Source organism: Streptacidiphilus sp. P02-A3a (assembly GCF_014084105.1).
Taxonomy (GTDB): Bacteria; Actinomycetota; Actinomycetes; order Streptomycetales; family Streptomycetaceae; genus Streptacidiphilus.
This window is the reverse complement of the sequence record NZ_CP048289.1, coordinates 684,082-697,494: the sequence shown is the minus strand read 5'-3', so window position 1 is coordinate 697,494 and position 13,413 is coordinate 684,082. Positions and strand designations below refer to the sequence as shown.

At 74.0% G+C, this 13,413-nt stretch carries 11 protein-coding genes; 7 read left to right on the top strand and 4 right to left on the bottom strand.

Annotated features, from left to right (window positions below; genetic code table 11):
* The first annotated feature begins 8 nt into the window (after nucleotides 1-8).
* From GXP74_RS03270 to GXP74_RS03255, 4 genes are all read left to right on the top strand, one after another.
* A complete protein-coding gene (locus GXP74_RS03270; RefSeq protein WP_182449901.1) occupies nucleotides 9-2,255 on the top strand; it encodes a hypothetical protein in 2,247 nt (748 codons plus the stop codon).
* Nucleotides 2,256-2,352: 97 nt separating this feature from the next.
* Nucleotides 2,353-4,221: an ABC transporter ATP-binding protein gene (locus tag GXP74_RS03265; RefSeq protein WP_182449900.1), complete on the top strand. Its 1,869-nt coding sequence runs from the start codon at nucleotides 2,353-2,355 to the stop codon at nucleotides 4,219-4,221.
* Nucleotides 4,218-6,029 carry an ABC transporter ATP-binding protein gene (locus tag GXP74_RS03260; protein ID WP_182449899.1) on the top strand — a complete coding sequence of 604 codons (1,812 nt, stop codon included), beginning with the start codon at nucleotides 4,218-4,220 and terminating at the stop codon, nucleotides 6,027-6,029. The genes GXP74_RS03265 and GXP74_RS03260 overlap by 4 nt, the downstream gene beginning before the upstream one ends.
* 35 nt (nucleotides 6,030-6,064) lie before the next feature.
* Nucleotides 6,065-6,991 carry an LLM class F420-dependent oxidoreductase gene (locus GXP74_RS03255; RefSeq protein WP_182449898.1) on the top strand — a complete coding sequence of 309 codons (927 nt, stop codon included), beginning with the start codon at nucleotides 6,065-6,067 and terminating at the stop codon, nucleotides 6,989-6,991.
* Here GXP74_RS03255 and GXP74_RS03250 read toward each other — a convergent pair.
* On the bottom strand, nucleotides 6,972-8,045 hold the full coding sequence (locus tag GXP74_RS03250) for a helix-turn-helix transcriptional regulator (protein ID WP_182449897.1): 1,074 nt from the start codon (nucleotides 8,043-8,045) through the stop codon (nucleotides 6,972-6,974). The two genes, GXP74_RS03255 and GXP74_RS03250, sit on opposite strands and share 20 nt — an antisense overlap.
* Nucleotides 8,046-8,288: 243 nt before the next feature.
* Here GXP74_RS03250 and GXP74_RS03245 point away from each other — a divergent pair, with 243 nt between their 5' ends.
* Nucleotides 8,289-9,593, top strand: coding sequence for a DUF455 family protein (locus GXP74_RS03245; RefSeq protein ID WP_182449896.1), 1,305 nt, complete (start codon nucleotides 8,289-8,291; stop codon nucleotides 9,591-9,593).
* Nucleotides 9,594-9,753: 160 nt separating this feature from the next.
* The gene (locus GXP74_RS03240; protein WP_182449895.1) at nucleotides 9,754-10,293 is read left to right on the top strand and encodes a transposase; all 540 of its coding nucleotides are present in this window, start codon (nucleotides 9,754-9,756) and stop codon (nucleotides 10,291-10,293) included.
* Between the two features lie 51 nt (nucleotides 10,294-10,344).
* On the opposite strand, the gene GXP74_RS03235 is transcribed toward GXP74_RS03240, so the two are convergent.
* Complete coding sequence (locus tag GXP74_RS03235; protein WP_182449894.1) at nucleotides 10,345-10,926, bottom strand: TetR/AcrR family transcriptional regulator; 582 nt, start codon at nucleotides 10,924-10,926, stop codon at nucleotides 10,345-10,347.
* Between the two features lie 101 nt (nucleotides 10,927-11,027).
* Here GXP74_RS03235 and GXP74_RS03230 point away from each other — a divergent pair, with 101 nt between their 5' ends.
* A complete protein-coding gene (locus GXP74_RS03230) occupies nucleotides 11,028-11,729 on the top strand; it encodes an SDR family oxidoreductase (protein WP_182449893.1) in 702 nt (233 codons plus the stop codon).
* Here the strand turns inward: GXP74_RS03230 and GXP74_RS03225 are convergent.
* Both GXP74_RS03225 and GXP74_RS03220 read right to left on the bottom strand, forming a co-directional pair.
* A complete protein-coding gene (locus tag GXP74_RS03225; protein WP_182449892.1) occupies nucleotides 11,669-12,526 on the bottom strand; it encodes an enoyl-CoA hydratase-related protein in 858 nt (285 codons plus the stop codon). The genes GXP74_RS03230 and GXP74_RS03225 overlap by 61 nt on opposite strands.
* Nucleotides 12,523-13,389 (bottom strand): hypothetical protein, encoded by an 867-nt coding sequence (locus GXP74_RS03220; RefSeq protein WP_182449891.1) that lies wholly within the window; start codon nucleotides 13,387-13,389, stop codon nucleotides 12,523-12,525. Before GXP74_RS03220 ends, GXP74_RS03225 begins: the two co-directional genes overlap by 4 nt.
* Nucleotides 13,390-13,413: the final 24 nt, after the last annotated feature.

Sequence of the window (13,413 nt, the reverse complement as noted above, 5' to 3'; positions counted from 1 at the left end):
AGCGTCATATGCGAGTTCCTGTTTCCTGGTTGAACGAGTTCCTGGACCGGGAGCTGACCGTCCGGGAGATCGACGACCTGCTGGGTGACGCCGGGGTGGCGGTCAGCTGCGCGGACTCCCCCGGGCTGCTCAGCCCGCAGGTGGTGGCCGGGCGGATCGAAGCCGACCGGCCCGGGCAGCCGGGCACCGCCCACGTCGCGGTGCCCACCCGGGAACTGGTGCGGCTGCCGGTCGGGTCGGGCACCGGACCGCCCCCGGGGACCATGGTCGCGGTCGCGCTGCCCGGGGCCCGGCTCTTCGCCACCGCCGACTCGGAGCACCTGGAACCGCGACGCAACGGGCTGACCCGGGTCGGCCCGGCCGGACGCCCCGGACAGCCGGTCGGCCGGATCTGCACCAGCGCCGAACTGGGCCTCGGCCGGGAGCACCTGGTCCACCCGCTGGACCCGGGGACGCGTCCCGGCGCCCCGCTCGGCGCGACGCACCGGGACGCGCGCGTCGACGAGGTGCTCACGCTGCGCGTCCCGGACACCCTCGCGCACTGCCGCGGCCTGTGGGGGCTCGCCCAGGAGATCAACCTCCGGCTGGACGCCGGGGCGCGCCCCGACGCCGGTGACCGCGCCCCGGCCGGGCCCGCCCCGGCCGACGCCCCCCGCCTGGAGGTCTCCGCGGCGGACCTGTGCGCCGCCGCGCTGCTGCTGCCCGGACCGCCGCCCACCCGGCCCCCGGCCGCACTGGACTGGAGCCGGGCCGCCCTGGCCGGGCTGGAGGCCGAGGGCGTGCTCGAACGCGCCCTGCTGCTGGCCGCGTTCGAGTACGGCGTGCGCCTCTCCGCGCACCACCTGCCCGTGGACGGGCAGGTGGACGTCCGGCTGGGGGCGGCGGACGGCGCGGCCACGCCGCTCCGGCACGACCAACTGCCGCTGACGCTCACGCCGCCGCCGGAACCGGCCCCGGCGGGCCAGCGGCGGCTCCTGGTGCTGGCCACCGCCGCGACCGAGACCACGCGGCGCGGCGAGCGCTGCCGCCGCGCCGTCGCCCGGGTGGCCGAGCTGCTGGACCGGGGACCGGCGGGCACCGGCCCGATGGCCGCCGTGGCCTTCGGCCCGGCCTCCGAGCGCCGCCGGATCACCCTCGCACTCGACGAGTTGCGGCAGATGTCGGGCGTGCCGTTCGACGGCCCGCGCTGCCGACAGCTGCTCGACCTGATCGGCGCGGACTGCGAGGCGAGCACCGACGGCTCGCTCCGCACCCGGATCCCGCCGTCCCGGCCGGACCTGTGCGACGCGGAGCGCCTGGCCGCCGAACTGGTCAGGCTGCACGGGCTGCGCCGCGTTCCGGCGACACTGCCCGACGGCGATGCGCGGACCGGTCCCGACCGGCGCTACCGGCGGATCGAGTCGGTCCGCCGGGCCCTGGCCGGATGCCGGTTCCACGAAATGGTCACCCCGTTGGTCAGCACCGACCCGGGCCCCGCGCGGCGACCCACGTGGCACGCGCCCGCGCTCGGCCTGGCCGCGACCGGCGGCGAACCCGGCCGGTCGGTGCGCCGCAGCCTGGTCCCCGGCCTGGCGGCCGCGGCCGAGGCACAGGCCCCGGCCACCGCCCCCGCCGCGCTGTACGAGCTCGGGACCGTGGTGGACCGGGCCCCGCGACGGCCGCCGGTGGAACGCCGCTCCGTCGCCCTGCTCTGCCCGGCGGCCGGAGAGGCCGGATACTGGCAGGTCCTGACCGCTGCCAAGGCGGTCCTGCACACCCTCGGAGTCGGCGCACCGCGCACCGCTCCGGCCGACGACCCCGCGTTCCGCCCCGGGACCGGCACCCAACTCCTGCTCGCCGGACGGCAGATCGGTCGCCTGGGGGTGCTGCACCCGGCTCGGCCGGACGCGTCCGACGGCTTCGCGGTGGCCGAACTCGACCTGGACGGGCTGCTCCTGCTGGACCAGCTGCCCCGCCTGGTCACCCTGCCGTCCCGCTTCCCCGAAGTGCAGCGCGAGATAAGCCTGCTGATCCCCGATCAGGTGACAGCTGATCAGATCCTGTCGGCGGTGACCGGATCGGGGCCGCTGCTGCGCCGGGCGGAGGTGGTCGACGTCTACCGCTCCCCGACCGGGGACCCGGCGCGGCGGGCGGTCACCGTCCGGCTGGTCCTCGGCTCGAACTGGCACACCCTGGAACGCCAGGAGACCGCGGCGGCGGTGGAACTGGCGACCGCCGCGGCGGTCGCCGCCGGCGCCCTCGGGCCCCGGGCATAGCTGCCAGTCAGCAACTCCGGGTGATATCCACTGGATCAGGAAAGGCGCACTCCTCTACCGTCGAAGTCCGCAGCCCATTCCAGGCGAAATGAGAAGCATGTACACCCTGGATTCGTGGGGGACACGGTCCCGGCGTGGCCTCGTCCTCATCGCAACAGCCGTACGTTCACAGCCGCGTGCCTTCCTCGGCGCGCTGGCCGGGAGCGCCGTCTACGCGGCGACCACGGTGGCCACCGCCTGGCTGCTGGGACGCGTGACCAACCAGATCCTGCAGACCCGCCCCGGCGGCGGGCGACCCGGCCTCGGTGTCGACGCGGCCTGGCTGCTCGGCGCCGCGCTGCTACAGGTACTCGGCTTCGTCTGCCGTGAGTCGCTGTCGGCGGTGATGCGCTACCGGCTCCAGGCCGACCTGCGGCGGCGCCTGGTACGCCGCTACGCCACGCTGCCGCCCGCCTGGCACCGGCAGCACCCGACCGGCGACCTGCTGTCCGTCGTCGACGCGGACGTCGAGCTCACCTGGCAGGCGGTCCGCCTGCTGCCGTCGGCCTGTAGCGCCCTGCTGATGCTGGCCGCGGGCGTCACCGCGATGTTCCTCACCGACACCGTGTTCGGCTGGATCGGGGTGGCCCTGGTCGTCGTCGCCCTGAGCTTCTGCGTGGCGTACGAGTACCGCGCCGGACCGCGCGTCGCCCGGCTCCAGGCCGTGCGCGGCCGGCTCGCCTCCGTCGCCCACGAGAGCTTCGAGGCGGCCCTGCTGGTCAAGGCCACCGGCCGGGAGGAGTCGGAGACCGAGCGCTTCGCGGTGGCCGCCGAGAACCTGCGCCAGGTGAGCCTGGCGGCGGGCCGGGTCCGGTCCGCCTTCGACCCGGTGATGGAGGCGCTGCCCAGTGTGGCGCTGCTGGCGACGCTGCTGGTGGGCACCCTGGAGGTGCGCTCCCACCAGTTGCAGCCGGGAGCGGTGGTCCAGGTCGCCTTCCTGATCGCGCTGCTGGCGCTGCCGATGGTCTCGCTCGGCTGGATCATCAGCGAGTTCCCGCTCAACGCCACCGCCTACGCCCGGGTCCAGTCGGTGCTGTCCGCCGCCGACCCGGTCACCGCCGACCCGGTCACCGCCGACCCGGTGGACGCTGGACCGGTCACCGCCGCCCCCGGCGGTTCCGGTACCGCCCGGACGGGAGCCGCCACCGTCTCGCTGGACCAGGTCACGCTGGTCCACCCCGGGGCCCCCGCGCCCTCCGTCCGCGAGGTCACCCTGACCGTGGCCGCGCACCGGCGGGTGGTCCTGGTGGGCCGCTCGGGCTCGGGCAAGTCCACCCTGTGCTCGCTGCTCTCCGGCGTGACCGCCCCCTCCACCGGCGCCGTCCGGCTGGACGGCGCCGACCTGCGGCTGCTGGACCCCGAGCGGGCCACCCGCAGGATCGCGCTGCTGCCCCAGCACCCCTTCCTGTTCCGGGACTCGGTCCGGGCCAACATCTGCCTGGGGCTCGACCCGGACGACAGCGAGATCTGGCGGGCGCTGCGGCTGGCGCAGGCCGACGGATTCGTCGAGTCCCTGCACGCGGGCCTGGACACGGTCATCGGCGAGCGCGGACACACCCTGTCCGGCGGGCAGCGGCAACGGCTGACGCTGGCGCGGGCGCTGGTCCGCCGACCGGGGCTGCTGGTCCTGGACGACGCCACCTCCGCGGTCGACCCGCTGGTCGAGGCGGCGATCCTGGACGGGCTCAGCACCCTGCGCCCCGACCTCACCATCGTCATGGCCTCCTCCAGCCTGGCCGCGGTCGAACGCGCCGACGAGGTGGTCTACCTGGAGGGCGGCTCGGTGCGCGACCGCGGACCGCACGCGGACCTGATGACCCGGTCCCCGGCGTACCGGCAGCTGGTCACCGCCTACCGGCGCGACCAGGAGCGCCGTACCGACCCGACCGTGCCCAGCGCCGACCCGGCCAAGGAGCCCGCCGTATGAGCACGACCAGCACCATCAGCGAGGCCACCATCAGCGAGGCAAACATCAGTGAGGACACCGGCGGCGTGGGCAGCGTCATGCGCCGCGGGATCGGCCTGTCGGAGGAGTTCCTGCGGGGCATCGCCGCGACCGCCGTGCTCGGACTGGTCGCGGTCGTCGGCCGGGTGGCGCTGCCGATCGCGGTCCAGCAGGCCCTGGACCACGCCACCAGCCCGGGCGACAGCACCGGCGCGGTGGTGTGGCCGGTCGCCGGAGCCGCGATCGCGGTCACCGTGACGGCGATCACCAGCTACTGGGTGAGCGTCCGGCTGTACCGCAGCAGCGAGGCCGGGCTGGCCGCCACCCGGGTGTCGGCCTTCCGCCACATCCACGGGCTGTCGCTGGTCACCCAGGAGGCCGAGCCGCGCGGGGCGCTGGTGGCCCGGGTGACCTCGGACATCGACACGATCAGCGGCTTCCTCCAGTACAAGGGCCTGATGCTGGCCCTGAGCGCGCTCCAGATGGTCACCACCACCGTGGTCATGGCCTGTTACGACGTCCGGCTGACGCTGCTCGTCTGGGCCTTCCAGCTGCCGCTGATCCTGTTCCTGGGCCGTACCCAGAAGGCCCTGGCCCGGCTCTTCGGCAGGCTCCAGAACCGGGTGGCCACGCTGCTCGGCGTGACCTCCGAGACGCTGATGGGCGCGGAGACGATCCGTGCCCACAGCGCGCAGTCCTACGCGGTGGCCCGGGCCGACGAGGCCATCGAGGACGTCCACGCCGCCCAGTTGCGCTGCCAGTGGGGAACCACGACCGCGCAGACCGTGGCGGAGCTCGTCCCGTGCCTGATCACCGTCGCCCTGGTGGTCGTCGGCGCGCGGCTCACCGGCGGTTCCGGACTGACCGTCGGCGACCTCACCGCGTTCCTCTTCCTGGCCGTGCTGTTCGTGACCCCGACCCGGATGGGCGTCACCGCCTTCACCGAGGCGCAGCGCGCGCTCTCCGGCTGGCGCCGCCTGCTCGGCGTGCTGGCGATGCGGACCCAGGCCCCGGACGACGGCACGGCCACGGTGGTACTGGGGCCCGACCCGGCCGGAATCCACTTCGAAGGGGTGAGTTTCCGCTACCCGGGGGGCCGACCGGTGCTGCACGAGCTGTCGGTGGCGATCGAGCCGGGACAGCGCGTGGCGATCGTCGGGGAGACCGGCTCGGGCAAGACCACCTTCGCCAAGCTCGCCTGCGGCCTGGTCCGCCCCAGCGGCGGGCGGGTCCTGGTCGGCGGGGTGGCCGTCGACCGGATCGATCAGGCGTCGCTGCGGCAGCGGGTGGTCATCGTGCCGCAGGAGGGCTTCCTCTTCGACACCACCATCGCCGAGAACATCCGCTTCGGCGTGCCGGACGCCAGTGACGCGCGGATCGAGCGCGCGTTCCGCGAACTGGGCCTGCGGGAATGGCTGGAGTCGCTGCCGCTGGGGCTGGGCACCCGGGTGGGCCGCCAGGGCGGTTCGCTGTCGGCCGGGGAGCGGCAACTGGTCGCCCTGGTACGGGCGCACGCCGCGGACCCGGCGGTGCTCATCCTCGACGAGGCGACCTCGGCGGTGGACCCGGCCACCGAGGACCGCATCCAGCAGGCGCTGGAGCGGCTGACCAGGGGGCGGACCGCCCTGGTGGTGGCCCACCGGCTGGTGAGCGCGCAGAGCGCGGACACGGTGCTGGTCTTCGACGCCGGCCGCATCGTGGAAGCCGGCAGCCACAGCGATCTCCTTGCCCGCGACGGATCCTACGCGGCGCTGCACGACGCGTGGATCACCCGGCCGCAGTACGCCTGACGGCGCCCGCCAGACGACCCAGGAGGACCAGCAGCATGGATTTCCGGATCTTCATCGAGCCCCAGCAGGGGGCGAGCTTCGCGCGGCAGTCGGCCGCCGCACAGGTCGCGGAGAGCCTGGGTTACACCGGCTTCTTCCGCTCCGACCACTACCTCGCCGTGGGCGCGGGAGACCCGCTCCCCGGTCCGACCGACTCCTGGCTGACCCTGGCCGGCCTGGCGCTGCGGACCCGGACCATCCGCCTGGGCACGCTGCTGTCCGCCGCGACCCTGCGGCTGCCGGGCCCGCTGTCGATCCAGGTGGCCCAGGTGGACGAGATGTCCGGCGGCCGGGTCGAACTCGGGCTCGGGACGGGCTGGTACGAACGGGAGCACACCGCCTACGGCATCCCCTTCCCGGCCAAGCGCTTCGGCCTGCTGGAGGAGCAGTTGCAGATCCTGCTGGGCCTGTGGGGCACCCCGCCCGGCAAGTCCTTCGACTTCACCGGCGAGCACTACCGCCTCAGCGACTGCCCGGCGCTGCCCAAGCCGGTGCAGCGCCCGCACCCGCCGGTGATCGTGGGCGGCCGGGGAACGCGGCGCACGCCGGAACTCGCGGCCCGCTACGCCGACGAGTACAACATCGGGTTCGTCCGGCCGGAGGCGGCCCGGGCCCAGTTCGAGCGGGTCCGCGACGCGTGCCGGGAGCAGGGCCGCGACGCCGCCACCCTGACCTGCTCGGCCGCCCTGGTGGTCTGCTGCGGCGCGACCGACGCCGAGGTCACCGCCCGGGCCCACCGGATGGAGCGGGGCGAGGCGGAGCTGCGGGCGACCGGCCTGACCGGATCGCCCGCGGAGCTGGTGGAGAAGATCGGGCGCTACCAGGAGGCCGGGGTCGAGCGGATCTACTTCCAGCTCCTGGACCTGGAGGACTTCGACCAGCTGGAACTGATCGCCCATCAGGTCATTCCGCAGCTGAGCTGACCGCCGCCCGCCGACCCGGCTCGGCCGCCCGGCCCAGCGCCGGGACCAGTCCCCGGGCGCCCGCTTCCACCCCCGCCTGGAAGCGGCTGCTGACGCCGAGCGAACTCATCAGGTCGGAGATGTGCCGACGGCAGGTGCGTACCGACAGCCCCAGCCTGCGGGCCACGACATCGTCCTTGGCCCCGCTGGCCAGCAGGAACAGGATGGAGCGCTTGACCTGGTCGGTGACCTGGGAGGGCCGGGGGTCCCGCGTGGTGAAGGGGGTGCCCCGGTCCCAGGAGGTGGCGAAGATCCCCGAGAGGACGGAGATCACCGCCGGGTGGCGGACCACCACGGCCACCCCCGCGCCCTCGGACCGGGCCTCCGCCTGCGCGCCCCACTCGGCCGTCACCAGCAGCAGCGCGCAGCGGCGGTCGAACAGCACCAGCTGGGCCGGGAGTTCGTCGACCGTGCGGAACCGCGCCCCGTCCGCGCTCAGCGTGTCCACCAGCCCCTCGGTGGGCAGGTGGAACCGGGCCCCGTGCTGGTGGACCGCCCGGAGCCCGACGCCGCGCCGCAGCGCGTCCCGGCAGCGCCCGGCGTACCGCTCCCACGGGATGAGGGAGCTCTCGGTGTCCGGCTGGAGGAGCAGCATCTCCTGGGCGCACCTGCCGGTCTCCAGGTCGAGCAGTTCGGCCAGGGCCTCGTCGCCGATGATCTCGAAGGTCTGCTGCGACCTGGTGCCGGTCACCGACTCGTGCACCGGGACGAGCATCTGCAGCTGGGTGCGCAGCCGTTCCGCCTGGGCGGCGCGGCGGCGGACCTCCGCCTCCATCGGCAGCACCAGGTTGGCCATGGCCACGTGCGGTTCCACCGCCAGCCAGTCGCGCTCGGTGTGCGCCTTGACCACCTGGAGGCTGCTCAGCAGGCGGTACACCTCGTCCACGCGCTCCAGCGGGACGTCGGCGCGCTCGCTGAGCCACTCGTCGTCGCGGCACCCCTCCTCCAGCAGCCTGCGGTAGGCGGCCACCGCGAGTTCGTCCAGATCGGGAATCAGGTCATCGGCCCGGTCCATGTTCTCCTCCATCTCGCACCCAAGCGACGCACCGTCAGTTGTCCTGTCTGAGGCCCCTGCCACGACTCTGGCACCGGCCGCCGCGCGCCGACAAGGAAGCTGTCTCCTGTGGTGGCGGGCGGCCTCGGCGGGAGTTCCGGCCAGGCCGGAACTCCCGCCGCGGGTTCGCCGCCGGGCCGGGCCGCAGTGTCTAGATTCTTAGCCAGATCCGTCGGCACCACGACTGGGAAGGCAGGCAACCGCATGAGTGCAGACACCACGGGCAGCAGAGGAGCCGCCCGCCGCATCGACGCTCTCTCGATCAGCGAACTCGCCGAGTTCGATCTGGCGCTCTACCACGCGACCCTGCTCGCGGGCCGGGCCCTGTCGGCGTTCGTCCCCCGCACCGGGGACATCGCACCGCGCGCGGCGCTGGTCCGCGCGATACACAGCCTGATCTCGCAGGCGCAGCTGCTGCACACCCGGGTGCTGGAACTGCGGGTCCGGCCGGACCTGCTGGGGCGGCCGTCGCAGGAGGCCGTGGACGAGGTCACCACGCTGCTGGAGGCCGACGACCCCGGGCTCGCCCTCGCCTGGGGCTACGCGCTGCTGGGGGAGCTCGGCACGCTGTACCGCACCGCCCGCGACGAGTGCGGGGCCGAGACCACCTACCACGACCGGCGGCTCTACCAGCTGTGCCTGGACCTGGCCGAGGAGCACCGGGAGGAGCCGGCCGGGCTCGACCTGCCGGCGGCGGCGGTCGGCCCGATCCTGCGCGGGAAGTACCGCCCGGGCCCCTCGGTGACCCCCACCGGTACCGTCCCGCTGTCCCCGGCGCCCTGCGCGCACCGCAGTTATCCCTCCTGGGCCGGACGGGTCCCGGCGATCGGCGGCGCCACCCCCGACCCCGACCCGGGCCAACTGGACGACGAGACCCTCGTCTACCTGATGCGCAAGAGCATCCAGATCGAGTTCATCGCCACCGACGTTCCGCTGCGCAGCATGGCGGACTTCGCCGACCTGCCCCTCGGCTTCTACCTGGACATGACCCGGCACGGCCACGACGAGATCCGGCACACCCACCTGCTGATCGACGAGATCGCCAAACTGGGCGTGGACTACCGCCAGTTCCCTTACCGGGAGCCGGACTTGTACTCCGCCATGGCCGGGCAGCCGCTGGACCACCGGATGATCGTGCTCAGCCGCACCGGTGAGGACGCCGCCATCGAGGTCTTCGGGAACGCGGTCCCGAAGATGCGCGCCGCCGGGTACGAGTCCGTCGGCATCATGTTCGACCATGTGCTCGCCGACGAGGTGCGCCACGTCACCTACGCCAACCGCTGGCTGAACCACCTCTACGGCGGCGACGAGTTGGCCCTGGAGCAGGCGACCGAGCGGGTGCTGGGGCGGCACAACGAGATCGTCGACGAGATCGGGCTCGGCGACTACGCCAAGCGCGAGACGGACCACATGGCGTTCCGCGGCCGTGGCAAGCCCGACCTGGAGTTGCGGGCCCTGGCCGGCTTCAGCGAGCGGGACCTGCAACGCCTGGCCGGCCGCTCCGAGTGAACGAGCGCCCGGTCTCCCAGCCGGGCCCCGGCTGGGAGACCGGACCGCGCCGCGCCGAACCTCCCCGACTCCCTTGCGGGTGCTGGCGGTTGTCCGCAAGGCGCGAACCCGAGGGTCACCGCCGACCGTGTCCGGGCCCGGAGCCGGGCACGCTGGCACCATGTCATCACCAGCGCACCCACGTGACCCGCTGGCGCCCGGCACCGAGATCCGTGCGCCCCGACTCGTCTCCTCCCGCGCCCGGGACACCTTCGACGGACTCGTCTCCCGGGCCCCGGCCGCACGGGGACACGCTCGACCCACGGTGTGCGAGCGCCGCTTCGGCTGGCTCGCCCCGATGGTGGTGTGGCCCCTGGCGAGGCAGGTGATCCCCGCGCCGACCCGCCGTCCCCAGGGCGGCGGCACCCGCCGCAACGACGACGAGGCCCTGTTCGCCGCGGTCTGCTTCGTCCTGACCAGCGGCGCCCCGTGGCGGGCGGTGCCTCCGGGTTTCGGCGTCTCCTGGCAGCACACCCACCGCAGCTTCTGCCAGTGGGGCGAGGCCGGGGTGTGGGTCCGGCTGACGACCGCGGCCCGCCTGCGCACCACCCCGCCCGCCGTCCTGTACTGGGCGGACACCCTGGCCGCGTCGGCGGTCGAACGCCACGACCCCACCGACCACCCCGGCTGGCCCCACCCCACCCTCGCCCGCGCCGAATGAGGCCCGCCGCGCGACGGCCCGTGCCGGGCAATGCCGGGCGGTGGGGCGGCCTCAGGCGACTCCGGCCGCGTCCAGCAGGACCCCGGCGGTGGCGGTGGCGAGCCCGTCCAGCGGTTGCGCCTGGACCACCGACCGGGCGCTGGATCCGTCGAAGACCACGGTCAGCTGGCGGGCCAGCAACTCCGGGTCCCGGGCGCCGGAACGCCGGGCCTCCTCAAGGAAGAAGTCGGTGAGCGCGTCCTTGAACCGCCGGGCCAGCACGGCGGCCGGGTGCCCGGGGTCCTTGAGTTCGACCGCCGTGGCCACCCAGGGGCAGCCCAGGTAGTCCGGCGTGCCCGAGAGGTACTCCAGCCGCTCGAAGACATGCAGCACGCGGGCGCGCGGCGACCGGTCGTCCTCGGCGGGAACGAGCAGCTCGCGGTAGCGCGGAGCGGCGCGTTCGAGGCTCGCGGCCAGGACCTCGTCCTTGCTCGCGAAGAGCTGGTACATCGACTTCTTGGACACCCCGGCGGTCCGGCACAGGGTCTCGACGCCCACGCCGACGCCCTCCCGGTAGAAGAGCTTCGCCGCGGCGTCGAGCAGCCGTTCACGGGTCGGGGCCGTCCCGGCACCGGGCGTCGGGGTCGAGGTCATGCCCCCAGGCTACGCCCAGGGCTTGCCGATGGAAACCGATCGGTTTACGGTGGTGGAAACCGATCGGTTTCCAGTGTCGAGCGCACCACCAGGAGACGACCATGACCGCAATCGCAGGTTCGACCGTTCTGGTCACCGGAGGCAGCCGGGGCATCGGCAAGGCCCTGGTCGAAGCCCTGTACGAACGGGGCGCCAAGAAGGTCTACGCCACGGCCCGCAACCCCGGGACCGTCACCCACCCCGACGCGGTCGCGCTGGCGCTCGAAGTCACCGACCCGGCGTCGGTGGCAGCCGCCGCCGAGCGGGCCTCCGACGTCACCATCCTGATCAACAACGCCGGGGCGGCCGTCAACGCGTCGTACCTGACCTCGCCGGTGGACGACATCCGCCGCGAGTTCGAGACCAACTTCTACGGCCCGCTGCACACCACCCGGGCCTTCGCGCCGATCATCGAGGCCAACGGCGGCGGCCACCTGCTCAATGTGCACTCCGTGCTGTCCTGGATCGCGCTCCTGGGCTCCTACAGCGGCTCCAAGGCGGCGCTCTGGTCCCAGACCAACTCGCTGCGCCTGGAACTCAAACCCCGGGGCATCGGTGTCACCGGACTGCATGTCGGCTACGTCGACACCGACATGGCCGCGCACGTCGACGGCCCGAAGACCTCGCCGCAGAGCGTCGCCGCGCAGGCGTTGGACGGCATCGAGGCGGACGCCTACGAGGTGCTGGCCGACGAACTGACCCGTCAGGTCAAGGCCGGACTCGCCGCCGACCCCTCCGCGCTGTACCCGCAACTCGCGGGCTGAGCAGGGCGTTCCGGATCCGGTGCGGCTGTTCGCGGCCGGTCGAGGAAGGCGCGCAGGCCGTCGGCGACGCCCGCCGAGGGCACGGTCACCGCGAACCAGGACGCCTCCACCGCCAGCCCTTCGTCGATGGGCAGGTTCAGCCCCCGGGTGACGGCGTTGAGGCAGGCGGTGACGGCGGTCGGGGCGTGCCGGATGATCCTCTCGGCCAGCGCCCCCGCCTCGTCCAGCAGGTCGGCGGCGGCGACGATGCGGTTGACCAGGCCGATCCCGGCGGCGCGGGTGGCGTCGATCGGGTCGCCGGTGAGGATCAGCTCCAGGCCGCGCTTGCGCCCGACCTGGCGCGGGAGCCGCTGCGAGCCGCCGAACGGCGGTGGGAACCCGAGCGTGATCTCGGGCTTGGCGAAGGTCGCGTGGTCGGCCGCCAGGGCCAGTGGCGCGGCCTCGGTGATCTCGCAACCACCGCCGTACGCAAGGCCGTTGACGGCGACGATGATGGGCTTCGGGAAGGTCTCGATGCGCCGGGTCAGCCCCTGGCCGCGGCGGACCACCTCGCGCAGCGCGCGGTCCACGCCGCCCCGGATGCTCGGTGCGAGGTCGCCGATGTCCGCGCCCGCGCTGAACGCCCGGTCGCCGGCGCCGGTGAGGATCACCGCGCGCAACGCGTCGTCGGCCTCCACCTGGTCCAGCACTGCCCGCAGCGCGTCGATGGTGGCGTAGTCCAGGGCGTTCAGCTTGTGCGGGCGGTCGATGGTCACGGTGGCCACGGCGTGGTCGCGGGTGAGCCTGACGGTGGTCATGTGCGTGGGACTCCGATCGGGTTGGGCACGGGCACGACACCCGTGTCGATGAGGTGCCTGCTCAACGGGGCGGCGAGGGAGATGGCCCGTTCCACCCCGCTGGCGCCGAGCCGGGTGACGGGATCGGCGGCGAGGCGGTCGGTGGCGTTCTCGATCTCGCGGCGCAGCACCCCGCCGCTCTTGGTGAGGCGCGAGTCGCGGTCCAGCAGTCCTCGGGCGTTCAGTCTGCGCCGGGCCTGTTCCCACTCCTGCTCGGTCCAGCCCCGGCTGGTCATGATGAGTTCGCGGCTGACCTGGCCGGTGGCGACATGGGTGAGACCGGCTTCCAGTCCGCTGAGTCCGTGGTGGACCACGGAGATCACGTGTCCGTCGCCGCGGTGTTCGCGCAGCACGGTAGCGGCCAGCCACAGGCGTCCGACCAGGTCCCGCGGATGGGGTCCGGGCAGCGCGGACCAGGCGGCGGCCAGCGGGCGCCCCTCGTACCGGCAGCCCTGGACCGCCAGTTCCAGCAGCGGGACCAGGTGCTCCAGGTCCTTGTCGCCGCCGACCGGCAGGGTGCGCTCCAGCGCGGCCCGGACCGCGCCGAGTCGGGTCCGCAGGACCTGCTCCGGGGTGGTCCGGGCCCAGGCGTCGGGCAGCGCCCGGGCCACCCGGCTGGGCGCGAAGGCGAAGCACAGCGCCTGCGCGGTGGACGCGTCCAGCGGGCCGACCGGGGCCAGGCGCCCCGCGAAGTAGCCCATCCACCAGCCGGTGAGCCCCAGCGACCGGGCGGCCTCGGCCGGTTCCGGGGCGAAGTAGGCCACCGCGTGAATCGGCTCGACGGCCTCCCACAGCCGCCGGGCGAGGGTGTGCGTCGTCGGCACCGGAAACACCTCCTCAGGTCCCCT